Origin of the sequence: Nonomuraea sp. NPDC048826, from assembly GCF_043198225.1 — a bacterium.
Lineage (GTDB): Bacteria > Actinomycetota > Actinomycetes > Streptosporangiales > Streptosporangiaceae > Nonomuraea.
In genome coordinates this window covers 108,731-126,748 of sequence record NZ_JBICUQ010000007.1, presented here as the reverse complement: position 1 = coordinate 126,748, position 18,018 = coordinate 108,731, and the positions used below count along the sequence as shown (strand labels likewise).

The window sequence follows — 18,018 nt, the reverse complement described above, 5'->3', positions numbered from 1 at the left end:
GGCCCGTGCTGACCCATGTGGTGCTGATGAAGTTCACCGACCCCGCCGACGCGCCGGAGGCCAAGAGGCTGCTCGAAGGGCTGACCGGCAAGGTGCCGCAGATCAAGGAGCTGTCGGTGCACCTGGACGTGGTGCACTCGCCGGTCTCCTACGACCTGTGCCTGGTCACCAGGCATGAGTCCGCCGACGAACTGCGCGGCTACCAGGAGCACCCCGAGCACCTGGAGGTGGCCGGCTGGCTGCGCCCGCGGCTGGACGCGCGCGCGGTGGTCGACCACGAGGGATAGCGGCGATCTCCTGGACACGGGTGCCCGTTTCGGGGGATCCTGCAAGGGAAACACCGTTTCTTTGCTGGTGACAGACTGGGGAACAGCTGTGAGGCAAGCGCGACCGGACCGGCCGAGGCCGTCATGATCCGGTCCCTGTGGTGGGCGGCGGACACCGGTGGCACGCCGCCGTTCGGCACCGCGCATCTGAAGGTCCACTATCCGGCGGTGGCCGAAGGCGACCGGCTGACCGGCACGTTCGCGCCCGACGGCGGGCCGTACCCGGTCGTGCTGTTCCTGTCCGGGATCAACGTCGGGCAGGACGCCTACCGCTGGCTGGCGGTCGAGATCGCCCGCGCCGGATTCGTGTGCGTGACGTTCGACCGGGTGGGCGAGCTGTTCGGCGGCGAGTACGGGCTCACGCCCGGCGTCGACCTGACCGCGGCCTCGCCCGAGCGGTACGGCACCCGGCCGACCTGCCCGGCCATCGGCGACGTCCTGGCCTCGCTGGCCCGGATCGACCTGCTCAAGGGAGTGCTCGACCTCGACCGGGTGGCCATCGGCGGGCACTCCGCCGGGGGCACCGTGGCGATGCAGTCGGCCCGGTTCTTCCCCGGCGTCAAGGCGGTCTTCTCCTACGGCGCGCACACCATGGTCGCCACCATGCTGGGCTGGCCGGCCGGCACCGTGCTGCCCGCCCAGGCCGACTGCCCGGTGCTGCTGTCGGTCGGCACCCGTGACGGCGTCATCATGGGCAGCGCCGACCGCTACGGCGAGGACCGGCACGCCGCGGACCCGGTCACCCGGACCTTCGAGGAGGCGCTCGGCGACGGCGAGCACCTGCTGGCCGTCTTCGAGGGCGCCAACCACTTCCTGATCGCCGACCCGGTGGATCCGACGGCCGCACGCGCCTTCCTGGACCTGCCGCCCACCGCAGAGCCCCGTCCAGAACTCGCCCAGCTGATCACCGCGTTCCTCCGCACCCACCTGCGCGACGATCCGGAGGCACGCACCGTGCTGGCCGATCTGCCCGTAAGGAGGAAGCATGCTTAAGAACTTCTGGTACGCGATCGAGTTCTCCCACGAGGTGGAGCGCCGGCCGCGCAAGGTCACCTGCCTCGGACAGGACTTCGTGATCTGGCGCCGGCGCGACGGCTCGGTGGCCTGCCTGTCCGACCTGTGCGTGCACCGCGGCGGCGCCCTGTCGATGGGCGAGATGGTCGAGGACCGCATCGCCTGCCCGTACCACGGCTGGGAGTACGAGGCCGACGGCGCCTGCGTGCGGATCCCGGCGAACCCGCCCGGGCGCGGCATCCCGAAGAAGGCCCGCGTCGACGCCTACCCGGTGCAGGAGAAGTACGGCCTGGTCTGGGCCTACCTCGGTGACCTGCCCGAGGAGCAGCGGCCGCCCATCCCGCACGTGCCCGAGCACGCCGACCCCTCCTTCCGGCCCGTCTACTGGCAGACCGTCCTGGAGGCGAACTACGAGCGGGCGATGGAGAACGCCATCGACGCGGCGCACACCCCGTTCGTGCACCGCACCATCATGGGCAACCCCGACAAGCCGGAGATCCCGGACTACGAGGTGCACCAGAGCGAATGGCACGCGCAGGCCGACGTCCTGCTCCACCCGCCGGCGTCCAAGGGCCTGTGGCGGATGCTGTCCCGCAAGCGCGTCGAGCCCGTCGTGGTCACCAACAGCTGGTATCTGCCGAACGTGGTCAAGCTGCACATCCGGCTCGCGTTCGGCGACCTGATCATGTACGACCACAACATCCCGCTGTCGCAGAACCGCACGCTGGTGAAGCTCGTCGGCTACCGCAACTTCTTCACCGGCAAGTGGGCCGACCGCAACGCCATCAAGCGGATCGTCCGCATCTTCGAACAGGACCGGCGGGTGGTGGAGTCGCAGCGGCCCGAGCTGCTGCCCTTCGACCTCGCGGCCGAGCTGCACCTGCGCAGCGACGCCACGCAGATCGCCTACCGGCGGCGCCGTCAGGAGCTCATCGACCAGGGCTGGTGGCTGGGCGACGACGACAAGGTGATGGGTGACGTGCCGCGCCGCGAGGCCACCGTCATCGCCTCGCCGGCCCGCCGTGACAATCCCGAACTCGCCCGCGCATGGGTGCACAAGACCCGAGGAGAGACCTATGAGCCTGCCCGAAGCGCTGAGTGAGCGCACGCTGGAGCGGCTGACCACCGCCCTGGACCTGAGGCCGGCCGCCGAGGTGCCGCTCACCTCGCCGATGTCGCCCGACCCCGTCGGCCGGCTCCTCGTGCTGCGCCCCTCGGGCGCGGACGGGCCGGTCGACAAGGCGGTGGCGGTCAGCCTCGTGGTGCCGCAGATCGGGCTGGACAGCCACATGATCTTCGCGTTCACCCGGCCGGGCTCCGCGGTGCCGCACTTCACCGTGGACGCGGTGGCCGCCGCCGAGTTCCACGCCATGCACCTGGACCTCATCCCGCGCGCCGATCTGGCCGTCAACCTGGACTATCTGGACGCCTGCTTCGTGCCGCTCACCGACCTGCTGGACGGCGCCTGGCAGCTCGACGGGCTCTCGCCCGCCGCCATCACCGCCCGCCAGAAGGCCATGATGTCGCCCTGGATGCTGGTGTGCCGCGCCACCGACGACGCCTTCGCCAAGCTCGGCACCACCGTCGACGCCTACCTCGACCACTGGCTGGCGCTGGCCGCCGACGGCGTCCCCCAGCCCACCGGCGACCTGGCCGAACGCGACCGCGTCAACCGGGCCAACCTCTTCTCCCCCGACGTGGACCCCGTCTGGCACCAGGTGACCAGGCTGATCGGCGCCGAGCAGTCGGAGACCGTGCGGAAGGAACTGCTGAGTTGACCGAGTCCAGCGAGTGGCAGCGTCGCATCGAGGGCGAATGGGTCGGCCGTCCGTCCCTGTTCGACCACACCGGGACGTGGCTGGGATTCGAGGACATCCGTCGCTCCTCGGTCATGGACAACGGCGTGACCACGTACTACATGGACGGCGGGCTGGAGGGCGGCGGGCCGCTGGCGGGCCGGTTCCGGCTCGGCGCCCCGTTCGCCTTCGGGGTGGTCGACTCCGACGCCAGCCGGATCTACACCGGCCCCGACTTCTACGGCACCGGCCAGCCGTACGGGTCCTTCGTCGACGCGCACTACTACGGGCCGGGCTGGCAGGTCGACCTCAACACCTTCAACCAGGTGATCGGCGACATCCAGGTCTACTCCTCGATGCTCTACCAGGGCCCCGCGGTCGTCGGCTGTTTCAACGGCCTCTACACCCGCGACCCGGGCAAGACCGCCGACTGGCTCGCCGCCGAGACCAGGAACGGTCCGGTCCCGTACATCCTGCCGACCAAGACCGGCGGCGCGTTCGCCGGCTCCTGCGAGCTGTACGGCGCGGACCAGAAGCCTCTGGGCGCCGTCGAGGTACGGGTCGAGCTCGAGCCGCTCGACCTGCTCCGCACCCGGCATCACGTGACCTGGTCGGGCGCGCTGGACCGGGAGTACACGGTGGACGTGCGGCGCGACGGCTGCCGCTCCTTCTACGAGGGGCCGGCCGCGTGGGGCAACGCCCAGGCGTTCGGCCGGGCCAACTACCCCAGCGTCCACTTCACCGACGTCTGGAAGCTCAAGGGCCGGGAGTTCATGCTCGACGCCGCGCCCGGCATGGGCTCCGGCACCGAGCAGGCGGTGGTCTACCAGCTGTTCGAGGGCGGCGCCCTCACCGCGGTGATGCACGGGGTGCTGACGTGGTCATCGTCGTGACCGGCGGCAGCCGCGGGATCGGGCAGGGCCTGGTCAAGGAGTTCCTGGCCCGCGGCCACCAGGTGGTCACCTGCGGCAGCACCAAGGCGCCCGAGGACGGCCTGGGCATCGTCGCCGACGTCGCCGACCGGGCCCAGGTACGCCGGCTGTGGGACACAGCCGTCGCCGCGCACGGCAAGGTCGACCTCTGGATCAACAACGCGGGCATCACGCACGCCCGCGTGCCGCTGTGGGAGCTGCCCGAGCAGGAGGCCCGTGCGGTCGTCGACGTCAACCTCACCGGGGTGATCAACGGCTGCGCGGTCGCGCTGGCGGGCATGACCGCCCAGGGCCACGGCCACGTCTGGAACATGGAGGGACTGGGCAGCGACGGCCGGACCGTGCCGGGGCTGTCGGTGTACGGGGCCGGCAAACGGGCGCTGACCTACCTCACCAAGGCCCTGGCCAAGGAGGTGCCCGACGGCGTCTCGGTCGGGCTGCTCAGCCCCGGCATGGTCGTCACCGACCTGCTCGTCCGCGACCTCAACCCGAAGTCGCGCAAGATCTTCGACATCCTGGCCGACCGGGTCGAGACCGTGACGCCGTGGCTGGCCGAGCAGGCGCTCGCCCGGACCCGGAACGGCGCGCACGTCCGCTGGCTGACGGGCCGCAAGGTCGCGGCCCGGTTCGCGGCCGCTCCCTTCACCAAGAGAAAGGTACTGGTGTGACCGACGCACTCGGCTGGCGCCGCAAGTTCGGAGTGATCGCGCCGTCCACGAACACCATCGTGGAGCCGGAGTTCTACGCGATGACCGTGCCCGGGGTGACCGCGCACTTCAGCCGGATCCATATCAGGGATCAGAACATGGCCGGCGACGCGGGCATGGAGCGCCTGCTGGAGCAGATCCGCGCCGAGATCGGCGCGGCCTGCGAACGGGTGATGACCTGCGAGCCCGACTACATGGTCATGGGCATGTCGGCCGAGACCTTCTGGGGCGGCGTCGAGGGCAACCGGCAGTTCGTGGAGCAGATCCACGAGCTCACCGGCCTGCGGGTGGCCACCGGGGCGGAGGCCTGCGAACGGGCGCTGAAGCTGTTCGGCGCCCGCCGCATCGGCGTCGTCACCCCCTACCAGCCGGTGGGCGACGAGAACGTGGTCCGCTTCTTCTCGGAGATCGGCTTCGAGGTGACCGCGATCAAGGGCCTGAAGTGCCCCACGGCCGTGTCGATCGCGCACGTGAGCGAGGCGGAGTTGCGCGACGCGCTGATGGAGGTCAACTCCGCCGACGTCGACGTGCTGGTGCAGTGCGGGACGAACCTGTCAATGGTGCGGCTGGCCGACGAGGCCGAGCGCTGGTTCGGCAAGCCGGTCATCGCGATCAACGCCGCCACCTGGTGGATGGCGCTGCGCGACAACGGCATCGAGGACAAGGTGTACGGGGCGGGCTCGCTCCTGCGCGATCACTGAAGGTCCTGGAGGGCGGCCTTGCGGTCGTCCTCCAGGCTCGACCTGCCCCGGAACGCCAGCAGCGCGCCCGCCAGCAGCGGGATCGACAGGATGGCGTAGGCCCAGCGCAGCGAGCCGGTGGCGTCGGAGAACGCGCCGACCATCAGCGGCCCCGCCGACCCGGCGAGGGAGATGAGGAACTGCAGCAGCGCGAACCCGAGCCCCCGGCGGGAGGCGGGCACCACGTCGGCGGTGGCGGCGGTGAGGCTGGGGATGGCCACCAGGAACCCCGCCGTGGACAGCGCCAGGCAGATCAGCTGGGCGGGCAGCACCAGCAGCACGGCCGCGCCCGTCAGGCTGACCGCGCCGACGAGCAGGCCCCACGCGCCGAGCGTGACCCGCCAGCCGGGCCTGACCCCGTGGCCCTTGTCGCCCAGCCGGGCCCCGATGATGCTGCCCGCGACGATGCCGAGCAGCCCGACGCCGCCGGCCATGCCGGACGCGGCCCCGAGCGGGAGGTCGAAGGTGCGCTGGTAGAAGGTGGGCAGCCAGAACATCAGCCCGCTCACCCCGAAGAAGACCGTACCCAGCCCCATCACGATCGCGCGCAAAGTCCTGATCCGCAGCAGGTCCCGCATCTCGGCCAGCACCGAGGCGCGCCCCTTGGACCCGGCGGCGGGCTCGGGGGCGGGCGCGACCGGCGGCGCCTGGCCCGTGCGCAGCAGCTCGATGCGGTCGCCGGTGCCGCGCTCGGGCTCACGCAGGGTCAGGCAGAGCAGGGCGATCAGCACGCCGGGCACCGCCACCAGGAAGAACATGGTGCGCCAGCCGTAGGCGTCGGCGAGCGCCCCGCCGGCGATGATGCCGACGGGCGGCCCGGCGAAGTAGCCGAACCGCTCCAGCGAGAACGCCCTGGCCCGGCTGCTGCCGGGGAAGTAGTCGGCCAGCAGGCTGGATGCGGCCGGGTTGTAGAGCAATCCCGCGCCGCCGAGCAGCACTCGCACGGTGAACAGCAACGCGTACGTGGTCACCAGCCCGCTGCCGAGGGTGAGCAGCGACCAGACGCCCACCACCAGGGCCAGGGTCCAGGTCCGGCGGCCCCGGTCGGCCAGCCGCCCGGCGGGGATCAGCAGGATGACCCCGGCCAGCGACGCGGCCGTGGCGATGGCGCCGCCGGCCGTGTCACCGAAACCGATCTCCCGTTGGATGTCGGCGAGCGCGCCGGCCATCAGGTTGAACTCCACCCGATCGATGAACGCGATCAGGGCGACACAGATCGCGGGCCACCAGCCGAACGGCGCCGCCGCGGCTAACCGCACCCGCTTGGGCGCTCTTCCGACGATCGGGACCTCGATGTGCTCACTGCTGTTAGACATGCGCACATCGTTATGGAAACAGTGTTTCCCGTCAATGATCTCGTTCTATTTTGGGAAACACTGTTTCCCAAGCGAGGACACGATGATGGACTATCCGCTCTCTCTCGCGCTCGTCGACTTCCTTCCGGTCATCGCCATGGCCGTCGCGGTCGCACTGCTCATCCCCTACGTCCGCCATCCCGCGTTCGCGGCGGGCGGGAGCCTCGCCGTCCTGGGCGGCGCGCTGAAAGCCGTCTGGAAGCTCATCGTCGCGAGCGGCGGCCCGGACGTCGAGGTGCTGTCCGAGGCCCAGTTCTTCCTGCTCGGCACCGGCTTCACGCTGATGGCCTGGGCGCTGCTGGGCGTCGGGCCGGGCCGGCGGCCGCCGCTGTGGGTGTTCGCCGGCTTCGCGCTGCTCGGCATCGCCGCCGCGGCCGCGGTCCGGGACACCTGGCCGATGCTGATCGTGACCACCGTCGCGGCCACCCTCGTGGGCATCCGGCTGTTGCTGCTCGCCCGCCGGGCGGGGGCGACCCCCGCGGTGTTCCTGTTCGGGTTCAACCTTCTCGGCACGTACGCGATGGGGATGCTGGCCGCGCGGCCCGAGCAGACGATCGCCCTGCAGTGGGTGGAGGAGTCGCTCAACACGGTCAACTGGTCGGCCTTCGCCCTGGGGGCGTGGTTCCTGACCCGCGCCAGGCCCATTGACTGAACATCTATTCAGATGATGAACTGGGAAACCTTGTTTCACGTATCGAAACACCTGTGGAGGCTCACGTGGAGTCGCTGATGCGACCCATCCGCGGGCCGGTCCTGCTGTCCGTGCTCGGCACGTGGCTCCAGGCCCTGGCGACGACCGCGTTGCTGCTGTTCACCGGCCACGCGATCGGGCAGATCGCCGCGGGCGGCCCGCCCGGCGCCGGCGTCATGACCGGGCTGGCCGTCGCCGCCGTCCTGCGGGCGCTGTTCGCGGCCTTCGTGCCCGCGATCACCATCAGAGCGGGCGGGCGGCTGGAGCTCGACCTGCGCGACCGGGTCTACCGCCACCTGCTCAGGCTCGGCGCCCCGCTGCGCTCCAGCGAGCAGACCGGCCGCCTGGTCTCCACCGGCACCGAGGCCGTCGAACTCGTGGCCACCTACTACGCCACCTTCCTCGGCCCGATCCTCGCCTCGATGACCGTGCCGATCCTGGTGCTGACCGCCATCGCGATCCTGATCGACCCGTGGACCGCGCTCATCCTGGCCATCGCCGTCCCGGCCATCCCGATCACCGTCGGCGTCTTCCAGCGGGCCTTCGCCAAGGTCAGCGACGGCTACCGCGACACCGCCAACCGGCTGGCCGCCCGCTTCCTCGACGCCCTGCAGGGGCTGACCACGCTCAAGCTCTTCAACCAGGGCACCGCGCACGGCCGGGTCCTGGCCAAGGCGTCGGAGGACCTGCGCCAGGCGATCATGCGGCTGCTGGCCGGCAACCAGGTCATCCTCTTCGTGATCGACACCGTCTTCTCCCTGGGGATGATCACCGCGGCGACCGTCCTGGCGATGATCCGCTTCCGCGACGGCGCGATCGACGTCGGCGAGGCCGTGGCCCTGGTGCTGCTGGCCACCCAGCTCGTCGAGCCGCTCGACAAGGTCGGCCAGTTCTTCTACGTCGGCATGGGCGGCATGGCCGCGGCCAAGGAGATCAAGAACCTGCTGGCCGAGGAGCCCACGGTCGGCGACGCCGAGGGCGCGGCCCCGGCGACGACCACTTCCGAGGTGGCCTTCGACGCGGTGAGCTTCGCCTATCTCGCCGGCACCCCGGTGCTGCGGCAGGTGAGCTTCGCCATCTCGCCCGGCGAGAAGCTCGCGCTGGTCGGGCCCTCGGGATCGGGCAAGACGACCGTCGCCGCGCTGCTCCAGCGCAACCTGGGCCCGGGCGAGGGCACGATCCGCGTCGGCGGCCACGACGTCACCGCCGTGCCCGCCGCCTGGGTGCGCGAGCAGATCGGCGTCGTCGCCCAGACGACCTACCTGTTCACCGGCACGCTCAGGGACAACCTCAAGGTCGCCGCGCCGGACGCGGACGACGACCGGCTGCGCGAGGCGCTCGCCGTGGCCAATCTCGACCTGGACCTCGACACGCCCGTGGGCGAGCGCGGCCTGACCCTCTCCGGCGGCCAGGCGCAGCGCGTGTCGATCGCGCGGGCCGTGCTGAAGGACGCGCCCATCCTGGTCCTCGACGAGCCGACGTCCAACGTGGACCTGGAGTCCGAGGCGGCGATCCTGTCCGCGCTCGACCGGCTCACCACCGGGCGGACCGTGCTGATGATCGCGCACCGGCTCTCCACCGTCCGCGACGCCGACCGGATCGTGGTCCTGGAGGACGGCGCCGTCACCGAGCAGGGCACGCACGACCAACTCATGACAGGCGACGGCCACTACGCCCGGGCGGTGAGGTCACGATGAACCGGATCCAGATCAGCAGGCGGCTGCTCGCCTTCGGCCGGCCGCTCCTGGTCCCGCTGGCCGTCTCGGTCACCTTCCGCGTGCTGCAGATGTGCCTGGGCATCGCGCTCTACGGCGTCGGCGCTTGGGGCGTGGTCAGGGTCGTGTCCGGCGAGCCCGAGGTGATCGGCCGGATCGCCCTGACCATGGTCGTCATGGCCTTCGCCAAGGGCCTGTTCCGCTACGTCGAGCAGTACTTCGGGCACTTCGTCGCCTTCAAGCTGCTCTCCCTGCTGCGCAACGACTTCTACGACCGGGTCGAGCCGCAGGCGCCCGCCGGGATCGAGGGCGGACGCTCGGGCGACCTGCTCTCCCGCGTGATGAAGGACATCGACCGCATCGAGGTGTTCTACGCGCACACCATCGCACCGGCGCTGGCCGCCGTCATCGTGCCGGTCATCACCCTGTCGGTGCTGGGCACGGTCTTCAGCCCGGTGGTGGCCCTCGTGCTCGCGCCGTTCCTGATCGCGGTGGGCATCGGGGTGCCGTGGCTGAGCCACCGCGCCGCCGCCGGCGCCGCCACCGAGCTGCGCGCCTCGCGCGGCGAGGTCTCCCAGCACCTCACCGACGGCGTGCAGGGCGTCCGCGAGGTGCTCGCCTTCGGGTACGGCCCGCGCCGGCTGGCCGAGCTGAACGGGCTCGGCGCCGCGGGGGCGTCGGCCATCGGCCGGCTCGGCAGCCTGATCGCCCTGCGCCGCGGCCTGAACGAGCTGCTCGTCGCCGCCGGCGTGATCGCCGTCCTGCTCGCCGGATACGCCCAGGGCCTCGGCTGGCAGGACATCGCGATCACGGTCGCGATCAGCCTCGCGGCCTTCGGCCCGGTGCTGGGCGTGGAGGAGTTCGTCGCCGACCTGGAGCAGGCGTTCGCCGCGGCCCGCCGCCTCTGGGAGATCACCGACCGGCCGCCCCTGGTCAGCGACCCCGACGCCGCCGAACCCCAGCCCGCCGCACGCTCGATCGCCTTCGAGTCGGTGACCTTCACCTACCCGGGCCGGCCGGAGCCGGCGCTGCAGGACGTCTCGTTCACCGTCCCCGAAGGCAAGAGGTACGCGGTCGTGGGCGCGTCCGGCTCGGGCAAGTCCACCATGGTCTCGCTCCTGCTCCGGTTCTGGGACGTCGACTCCGGCGCCATCCGCCTCGGGGGCGTCCCCGTCGACCGCCTCGGCCTGGGCGACCTGCGCGACCTGGTGGCCGTCGTCGGCCAGCGGACCTACCTGTTCAACGACACCGTGGCCGCCAACCTGCGGCTGGCCCGGCCGGACGCCACCCAGGAGGAGCTGGAGGCCGCCTGCCGCCGGGCCGCCCTGCACGACACGATCATGGCGATGCCCGACGGCTACGACACCGTGATCGGCGAGATGGGCGAGCGGCTGTCCGGGGGCCAGCGGCAGCGGCTGGCCATCGCCCGCGCCCTGCTCAAGGACGCCCCCATCATCGTGCTGGACGAGGCCACCTCCGAGCTGGACACGCACACCGAGGCCGAGATCCAGCGGCAGATCGACGAGCTGGCCCAGGGCAGGACCCTCCTGGTGATCGCGCACCGGCTGACCACGGTCACCGGCGCCGACCGCATCCTCGTGGTGGACGGCGGCCGCCTCGTGGAGCAGGGCACCCACCAGGAGCTCCTGGCCCGCGCGGACGCCTACGCCCGCCTGTACGCCCGCCAGGCCGACGACCTGGACCGGGCGGTCGGCTGACCGGACGCCGTCACAGCTCCGGCGGGCCCAGCTCGCGGACCAGCCGGGAGAGGGAGCGGATGGATCCCGCTCCCGGTCGGCCCCGCCAGACGAGCGCCCAGCGCAGGCCGTCGACTGACCTGCATTGTATGCACATCAACACCATCGAACCCTCCGAAGTCCTGGAACTGGATTTTTTGCATACAATTTGATATTCAAGATGGATGCATCCCCCCGCAGTGAGCCTCGTCGAGGTGGGTCCCCGGGACGGTCTCCAGAACGAGTCCGTCCTGGTGGGCACCGACGACAAGGTCGCCTACATAGAGGCACTCGCCGACGCCGGGCTGACCCGCATCGAGGCGGTCAGCTTCGTCCACCCCCGCCTGGTCCCCCAGATGGCCGACGCCGAGCAGGTGATGGCCCGGGTGCCGCGGCGCGACGGGCTCAGCTACATCGGCCTGATCGTCAACGAGCGCGGCCTGGACCGGGCGCTCGACTCCGGCGTCGACGAGGTCAACGTCACCGTGGTCGCCACCGAGACCTTCTCCCAGCGCAACCAGGGCATGACCATCGCCGCCGCGCTCGACTCCTTCGCCGCCATCTCCGCCCGCGCGCACACCGCGGGGCTGCGGGTGACGGCGACGGTCGGCGCCTCGTTCGGCTGCCCGTTCGAGGGCGAGGTGTCGCCCGACCACGTGGCCGCGATGGTGCGGCGCTGCGCCGAGGCGGGCGCCGACGAGATCGCGCTGGCCGACACCATCGGCGTCGGCGTGCCCGCCGACGTGCGCCGCCTGGTCGAGGCGGTGCGCGCGGTCACGGACCTGCCGCTGCGCTTCCACTTCCACAACACCCGTAACACCGGGTACGCCAACGCGCTGGCCGCCGTCGAGGCCGGGGCGAGCGCCCTGGACGCCAGCAGCGGCGGCATCGGCGGCTGCCCGTTCGCCCCGGCCGCCACGGGCAACATCGCCACCGAGGACCTGGCCTACGCGCTGCGCCGGTCGGACATCCGTACCGGAGTCGACCTGAAGCAGCTGACCACGGCCGCCGCCTACATCGGCGAGCGGCTCGGCGCGCCGGTGCCCGCCCTGCTCGGCAAGGCGGGCGACTTCCCGTCCTGAGAGCCGCGCCCGCCCCCGCGGCGGGCGCGGCACGTCCGCGGCGCTCGGCGCCCGCGTGACCATCCCCACCCCGGCTCGCGCCGCCGCAGGCGGTCTTTATGCGGACGCCGAAGCGGTCAGGAATCGAGAAGCGCGGCCCCATGAGCCCCGCCTAGCGTTACTCGCGTGAACAGCACCGCCACCGCGGCTTCCCGCCGGGCGGCGATCCGGACGCGGCCCCGGGCTCGCGCGATATCACTGGATGGTCAACACCATGGCTCTCACGCTCGACGTCATCACCCTCGGGGCGCCCGAGGTGCACGCCGCGCGCACGTTCTACGGCACGACGTTCTCCCCCGCCATCGACGACGACGACGGCTCGGCACACCTCGACCTGCACGGGGCCGGGCGGCTCACGCTGACGGCGGCCGACAGGCTCGCCGCGGACGCGGGCGCCGAACCGGCGGCGCCGGGGTTCCGCGGCTACGTGCTGAACTACGTCGTCGACCAGCCCACCGAGGTCAAAACCCTGATGGACGCCGCGGTCCGCAGCGGCGCGAAGGTGCTCAAGCCCGCCAAGAAGATCCTGTTCGGAGCGTTCTCCGGGGTGTTCCTGGCACCCGACGGCGCCGTCTGGAAACTGGCGTCGGCCACCGCCAAGGACACCGGCCCCGCGGCGGAAAGCCCGCTGCCGACCGAGATCACCCTCATTCTCGGCGTGTCCGCGCCGAAGGCCTCCAGGGCCTTCTACGAGGCTCTGGGCATGTCGGTCGACCGCGACTACGGCAACAAGTACATCGACTTCCACCCCGCCGCGGCGGCGACCAGGCTGTGCCTGATGGAACGCCGGGTCCTGGCCAAGGACGCGGGCACGACCGAGGACGGCGACGGCTTCCCCTCGATGATCCTCGACCACGCGGCCGGGTCCCGGGAAGAAGTCGACGCCCTCCTGTCGTCGGTGGCCGTCGCCGGAGGGCGGATCACCGCCGACCCCGCGCAGACGTCCGGCGGATACTCCGGCTCCTTCACCGACCCGGACGGCTTCCGGTGGCGCGTGACGCACTGACGACGAACAGCTGAAAGGAGCGAAGTGACATGACGAAGAGCCGGAAGATCACCTACTGGGTCTCCACCGTCGTGCTGGCCTCGGCGCTGGTCGCCTCCGGGATCCAGCAACTGCTGCGCATCGAGAACGAGGGCGCGCTGGCGCCGCCGTACGCCTGGGGCATCGTCCAGCTGGGCTACCCGGTCTACGTCCTGACCTTGCTCGGCGCCTGGAAAATCCTGGGGGCGGCGGCGATCGTCGCCCCCAGGTATCCGCTCCTCAAGGAGTGGGCGTACGCGGGAATCTTCTTCCTCCTCACCGGAGGGTCGTTCTCGCACCTCGCCTCGGGCGACCCCTGGTATCAACTGATCCCGGCGGTCTTCCTTCTCGTTCTCACGATCGTGTCCTGGTCCTCCAGGCCGGCCGACAGAAAGCTGCCGGCCGTCGCCGCCCCGGCCGACCGTGCGGTCGTGTCATAGGCGGCGCAGCACCTCCTCCTCGTCCCAGACCTCGCCGTACTTGGCGCCGATGTCGAACAGGTTCGCCTCGTGCGGGCCCGGGTCGCGGTCGCCGACCGCCTGCCGGACCACGATCGGGACGAAACCGTGCTGCACCGCGTCGACCGCGCTGGCCCGTACGCACCCGCTGGTGGACACGCCCGTGATGAGCAGCGTGTCCACCCGCAGCGCGGTCAGCGTGGAGGCGAGCGTGGTGCCGAAGAACGCGCTGGCGTACTGCTTGACGATCACCACCTCGCCGTCGGCCGGCGCCACCTCCGGCATCAGCTCGCCCAGCGGGCCCGCGAGGTGCCGCAGCGGCGGCACCTTGCGGTAGAACAGCCCGCCGTCGACGCCGCCCGCGCCGAACGCGACCCGGGTGTGCACCACCGGCACCCCGGCCGCGCGGGCCGCCGACAGCACCCGGGCGGCGCTGTCCAGGCAGTCCCGCGACCCCATGTAGAGGTCCGCGCCCGGCTCGAAGTACGCCCGCATCAGGTCGATGAGGATGAGCGCGGGACGCTCCCCGAACGGGAGCGTCCCGTCGAACGGGTTCACGCCCTCGCCGGGGGCCGGGGAGCCGGCAGACCGGTCTCCTCCTCGCACCGGGCCAGGATCTCCTCCATCGGCGGGCCCATGTCGAAGACCTGCGGCGCCGGCCTGGTGCGTTCGAGCTCCGCCCGCAGCTCCCGGGTGGCCGCCTCGTCCACCGTGCCGTCGGCCGCGCAGGCCACGCCGTAGCGGCGGGCGCCGTCCGCCGTCAGCAGGCCGCGCTTCACCTCCAGCCCGACCAGGCCGGGGTCGCGCGCCAGCGGGTCGCCCCAGCCGCCGCCGCCCCAGGTGACGAAGTGCAGCACGTCACCGGGCTTGACCGGCACGTCGTGCACCTTGCTGGGAAGGATCTCCTTCCCGCCGTCCGCCCGGTCGATCCACTTGCGGCCGCGCGCGCCCGGCTCGCCGCCGTTCACGCCCCACGGGTAGGTCAGCCAGCGGTCGTCGTGGATCGCGATCGTGCCCGGCTCCAGGAACCGGTACGCCACGTCCACGCCGTTGCCGCCCCGGTGCAGGCCCGCTCCCCCGCTGTCGGCGACGGTCTCCCAGCGTTCGATGCGCAGCGGGTAGTACGACTCCAGGAACTCGCACGGGATGTTGGTGAACGACGGCCAGAGCGAGTGGCCGTCGGGCCCGTCGCCGATCGGCCTGCCGGGGATGCCGCCGAAGCCGATGGAGTACAGCTGGAACCCCTCGCCCGCGTACATGAAGTGGGGTGAGGAGGAGAAGCCGGCCGCGTTGAGCAGGTCGGGCGTCTTCTGCCCGAGCAGCCCGCCGAACAGGTCGAAGATCCGGCCCACGCCGTGGTTGCGGGCGTTGAGCGCGGCGGGATACTTCGGCTTCCAGAAGCTGCCGTCGGGGATGCGCACGTCGATCAGTGGGTAGAAGCCGTCGTTCCAGAGGATCTGCGGGTCGGCCACCGTGATCAGGTAGATGCCGAAGAACATCCGGGCGAGGTTCTCGTTCAGGTAGTAGCTGATCGGTCCCTCGGCCTGCTCGGAGCTGCCGGTGAAGTCCAGCAGCACCTTGTCGCCCGTCCGCGTCAGCGACAGCACCAGCTCGTACGGGCCGTTGCCGACGCCGTCGTCGCAGATGTAGTCCTTGAACGTGAGCGTCTCGCCGTCCTCGAACAGCGTGGTCAGCAGGACGCGCATCGCGTCGTGGTTGCGCTGGAGCAGCGCGCTCAGGGCCGAGGTGTAGGTGTCCGCGCCGAACCGCGCGCACAGCTCCTGGATCCGGCGCCCGGCGGTGCGGCAGGCGGCCACGATGCCGTTGAGGTCGGCGCGGTTCCAGTCGGGCCGGCGCACCTGGTTGAGGATGATGCGCAGCGCGTCCTCGTTCAGCACGCCCTTGGAGTAGAGCTTGAAGGGCGGGATGACCACGCCCTCCTCGAAGATCGTGCGCGCGTCGGTGGGCATCGAGCAGGCGGTCTTGCCGCCGACGTCCGACATGTGGCCGAACATCGAGGCCCAGCCGACCACCCGGCCGTCCACGAACACCGGCATGACCACCAGCCAGTCGTTGGCGTGGCTGATCGCGCCGTCGCAGGAGTACGGGTCGGAGGTGAGCAGCACGTCGCCCTCCTCCACGGTCCCGTCGAACCGGTCGAGCAGCGCCGGGATCGACAGGCCGAACTGCCCGGCGACCATGCGGCCCTCGGGGTCGGCGATGAGCGGGAACTCGTCGTGCTGCTCGCGGATGCCCGGCGACAGGGCGGTGCGGAAGAGCACCTCGTCCATCTCGTAGCGGGCGTTGCGCAGCGCGTTCTCGATGATGTCGAGCGTGACGGGGTCGACCTCGACCTCGGCCAGAGGCTCCGTCGCGGTCTGGATGATCTGGGCCATCATGCCTCCAGTGGCCGGATGAGAAGGCTGCCGCTCTCGTGCACCTCGGCCACGTGGCCGGGCAGGACGAGCGTGGTGGAGTCCATTTCGGTGACGATCGCGGGACCTTCGATCCGGTTGCCCGCGAGCAGGGTGGCGCGGTCGTAGACCGAGGCCTCGGCCCAGCCGCCGTCGATCCAGATCTCGTGCTTGTCGACCGGCTCGGCGGTGGGGCCGCCCTGGGCCAGGCGGACCGGCTGGACGTCGGGGCGCGGCCCGCTCACCGAGGCGCGGGCGCTGACGATCTCGTGCTCGTTGCTCAGCAGGAACGAGAACAGCCGCTCGTGCTCGGCGTCGAACGCCTTGCCCAGCGCCTCCAGCCCGGTGTCCAGGCCGAGGTCGATGGGGATCTCGAAGCCCTGGCCGTGGTAGCGCACGTCGACCTGGTACGTGACGGTCTGGTCGGCGCGGCTGACGCCCTCGGCCTCCAGGGTGGCGGCGGCCCGCTCGGCCAGCTCGGTCAGCATCTGCCGCAGCTCGTCGTCGGTGAGCTGGGAGAACCGCTTGATGCTGGTCCTGGCCGCCTCGTCGCGCAGGCACGTGGTGGCGTCGCCGTACGCGCACAGCACGCCGGGCGACGGCGGGATGATGACCGGCCAGGAGCCGGTCAGCCGGCCGAGCGCGTTGGCGTGCAGCGGCCCGGCGCCGCCGAACGCGACCAGCCCGAAGTCGCGCGGGTCGAAGCCCTGCTGGACGGAGACGAGGCGGAGCGCGCCGAACATGTTCTCGTTGACGATGTCGACGATGCCCTGCGCGGCGGCCTCCACCGACAGGCCCATCGCGTCGGCCACCCGCCGCACCGCCTCGCGGGACCGTTCCCGGTCCAGCACGATCTCGCCGCCGGCCAGCCGCGAGGGCAGGTAGCCGAGCACCACGTTGGCGTCGGTGACGGTGGGGTCCGTGCCGCCCTTGCCGTAGGCGGCCGGTCCCGGCTCGGCGCCCGCCGACTGCGGGCCGACGCGCAGCGCCCTGGTCAGCTCGGGGACGTGCGCGATCGAGCCGCCGCCCGCGCCGACGGTCCGCACGTCCACGGAGGCCGAGCGGACGGTGAGGTCGCCCACCTTGGTCTCGCGGCCGACCCGCGGCTTGGCGTCCTGGACGAGGGCCACGTCGGTGGAGGTGCCACCCATGTCGAAGGTGAGGAAGTCGGTGAAACCGGCCTGCTCGGCCACCCAGGTCGCACCCGCCACCCCGCCCGCCGGGCCGGACAGCAGCATGTTGACCGGGGCCGCCTTGGCGTTGGCGCGGGAGGCCAGGCCGCCGTCGCTGCGCAGCACGTACAGGTCGAGGCCCAGGTTGTCGAGGTAGGTCGCGACCCGCGGCTGGACGTAGGCGTTGGCGACCGTGGTCACGGTCCGCTCGTACTCGCGCAGCTCGGGCAGCACCTGGGAGGAGATCGAGACGGGCACGCCCGGCAGCTCCTCGGCGGCCAGCTCGGCGATGCGGCGCTCGTGCCCGTCGAAGGCGAAGGAGTTGATCAGGGAGACGGCCAGCGCCTCGACGCCGCGCAGGGTCCGCAGCTTGGCTCGCAGGTCGTCCTCGTCCAGCGGCGTCACCACCGAGCCGTCGGCCGCGACCCGCTCGACGGCCTCCACGGTGTCTTCCAGCGCGGCGAGCGGCTCCGGCTTGGGCCAGATGATCCAGCCGGCCAGGCCGCCGGGCACGAACGAGCGGGCGATCTGGAGCACCTGGCGGAAGCCCGCCGTGGTGACCAGGCCGACCCTGGCGCCCTTGCCCTCCAGGATGGCGTTGGTGGCGACGGTGGTGCCGTGCAGGATCTCCCCGATCTCCTCCGGGGAGACGCCCGCGACCGCGCACGCCTTCTCGACGCCGGCCAGCACGCCGATCGACTGGTCATGGGGAGTGGACGGAGTCTTGGCGCGGAAGGTCTGCCCTGACTCCTGATCGATGAGAAGGATGTCGGTGAACGTCCCTCCGACGTCCACCCCGAGCCGGTAGCGCATGGGG

The 18,018-nt window shown here is 71.6% G+C and carries 17 protein-coding genes; 13 read left to right on the top strand and 4 right to left on the bottom strand.

Features of this window, described 5'->3' with window-relative positions:
- Window positions 1–5: 5 nt before the first annotated feature.
- The 7 genes from ACGFI7_RS25420 (at window position 6) to ACGFI7_RS25390 (ending at window position 5,476) form a co-directional block, all read left to right on the top strand.
- Window positions 6–287, top strand: coding sequence for a Dabb family protein (locus tag ACGFI7_RS25420; protein WP_393408932.1), 282 nt, complete (start codon window positions 6–8; stop codon window positions 285–287).
- A 123-nt stretch (window positions 288–410) separates the two neighbouring features.
- Window positions 411–1,319 (top strand): alpha/beta hydrolase family protein, encoded by a 909-nt coding sequence (locus ACGFI7_RS25415; protein ID WP_393408930.1) that lies wholly within the window; start codon window positions 411–413, stop codon window positions 1,317–1,319.
- Window positions 1,312–2,442 (top strand): Rieske 2Fe-2S domain-containing protein, encoded by a 1,131-nt coding sequence (locus tag ACGFI7_RS25410; protein ID WP_393408928.1) that lies wholly within the window; start codon window positions 1,312–1,314, stop codon window positions 2,440–2,442. Before ACGFI7_RS25415 ends, ACGFI7_RS25410 begins: the two co-directional genes overlap by 8 nt.
- Window positions 2,417–3,118 carry a hypothetical protein gene (locus tag ACGFI7_RS25405; protein ID WP_393408926.1) on the top strand — a complete coding sequence of 234 codons (702 nt, stop codon included), beginning with the start codon at window positions 2,417–2,419 and terminating at the stop codon, window positions 3,116–3,118. Before ACGFI7_RS25410 ends, ACGFI7_RS25405 begins: the two co-directional genes overlap by 26 nt.
- Window positions 3,115–4,029, top strand: coding sequence for a hypothetical protein (locus ACGFI7_RS25400; RefSeq protein WP_393408924.1), 915 nt, complete (start codon window positions 3,115–3,117; stop codon window positions 4,027–4,029). Before ACGFI7_RS25405 ends, ACGFI7_RS25400 begins: the two co-directional genes overlap by 4 nt.
- Window positions 4,014–4,736, top strand: coding sequence for an SDR family oxidoreductase (locus ACGFI7_RS25395; protein ID WP_393408922.1), 723 nt, complete (start codon window positions 4,014–4,016; stop codon window positions 4,734–4,736). The genes ACGFI7_RS25400 and ACGFI7_RS25395 overlap by 16 nt, the downstream gene beginning before the upstream one ends.
- The gene (locus ACGFI7_RS25390; RefSeq protein WP_393408920.1) at window positions 4,733–5,476 is read left to right on the top strand and encodes an arylmalonate decarboxylase; all 744 of its coding nucleotides are present in this window, start codon (window positions 4,733–4,735) and stop codon (window positions 5,474–5,476) included. The genes ACGFI7_RS25395 and ACGFI7_RS25390 overlap by 4 nt, the downstream gene beginning before the upstream one ends.
- Here the strand turns inward: ACGFI7_RS25390 and ACGFI7_RS25385 are convergent.
- Complete coding sequence (locus tag ACGFI7_RS25385; protein WP_393408917.1) at window positions 5,470–6,831, bottom strand: MFS transporter; 1,362 nt, start codon at window positions 6,829–6,831, stop codon at window positions 5,470–5,472. The genes ACGFI7_RS25390 and ACGFI7_RS25385 overlap by 7 nt on opposite strands.
- 82 nt (window positions 6,832–6,913) lie before the next feature.
- On the opposite strand from ACGFI7_RS25385, the gene ACGFI7_RS25380 reads away from it, so the two are divergent.
- From ACGFI7_RS25380 to ACGFI7_RS25355, 6 genes are all read left to right on the top strand, one after another.
- Window positions 6,914–7,522 (top strand): hypothetical protein, encoded by a 609-nt coding sequence (locus tag ACGFI7_RS25380; protein ID WP_393408915.1) that lies wholly within the window; start codon window positions 6,914–6,916, stop codon window positions 7,520–7,522.
- A gap of 77 nt (window positions 7,523–7,599) precedes the next feature.
- Window positions 7,600–9,258, top strand: coding sequence for an ABC transporter ATP-binding protein/permease (locus tag ACGFI7_RS25375; RefSeq protein WP_393408913.1), 1,659 nt, complete (start codon window positions 7,600–7,602; stop codon window positions 9,256–9,258).
- Window positions 9,255–10,994 (top strand): thiol reductant ABC exporter subunit CydC, encoded by a 1,740-nt coding sequence (gene cydC, locus ACGFI7_RS25370; protein ID WP_393408911.1) that lies wholly within the window; start codon window positions 9,255–9,257, stop codon window positions 10,992–10,994. The genes ACGFI7_RS25375 and cydC overlap by 4 nt, the downstream gene beginning before the upstream one ends.
- Before the next feature lie 203 nt (window positions 10,995–11,197).
- On the top strand, window positions 11,198–12,094 hold the full coding sequence (locus ACGFI7_RS25365) for a hydroxymethylglutaryl-CoA lyase (RefSeq protein WP_393408908.1): 897 nt from the start codon (window positions 11,198–11,200) through the stop codon (window positions 12,092–12,094).
- Between the two features lie 253 nt (window positions 12,095–12,347).
- Window positions 12,348–13,139, top strand: coding sequence for a VOC family protein (locus tag ACGFI7_RS25360; protein ID WP_393408906.1), 792 nt, complete (start codon window positions 12,348–12,350; stop codon window positions 13,137–13,139).
- Between the two features lie 29 nt (window positions 13,140–13,168).
- A complete protein-coding gene (locus ACGFI7_RS25355) occupies window positions 13,169–13,597 on the top strand; it encodes a DoxX family protein (protein ID WP_393408903.1) in 429 nt (142 codons plus the stop codon).
- Here the strand turns inward: ACGFI7_RS25355 and ACGFI7_RS25350 are convergent.
- From ACGFI7_RS25350 to ACGFI7_RS25340, 3 genes are read right to left on the bottom strand one after another with little or no spacing between them, the layout of a single operon-like run.
- Window positions 13,592–14,173 carry an isochorismatase family protein gene (locus ACGFI7_RS25350; RefSeq protein ID WP_393408901.1) on the bottom strand — a complete coding sequence of 194 codons (582 nt, stop codon included), beginning with the start codon at window positions 14,171–14,173 and terminating at the stop codon, window positions 13,592–13,594. The two genes, ACGFI7_RS25355 and ACGFI7_RS25350, sit on opposite strands and share 6 nt — an antisense overlap.
- Window positions 14,170–16,014: a hydantoinase B/oxoprolinase family protein gene (locus ACGFI7_RS25345; RefSeq protein WP_393408898.1), complete on the bottom strand. Its 1,845-nt coding sequence runs from the start codon at window positions 16,012–16,014 to the stop codon at window positions 14,170–14,172. Before ACGFI7_RS25345 ends, ACGFI7_RS25350 begins: the two co-directional genes overlap by 4 nt.
- Window positions 16,011–18,014, bottom strand: coding sequence for a hydantoinase/oxoprolinase family protein (locus tag ACGFI7_RS25340; RefSeq protein WP_393408895.1), 2,004 nt, complete (start codon window positions 18,012–18,014; stop codon window positions 16,011–16,013). The genes ACGFI7_RS25345 and ACGFI7_RS25340 overlap by 4 nt, the downstream gene beginning before the upstream one ends.
- Window positions 18,015–18,018: the final 4 nt, after the last annotated feature.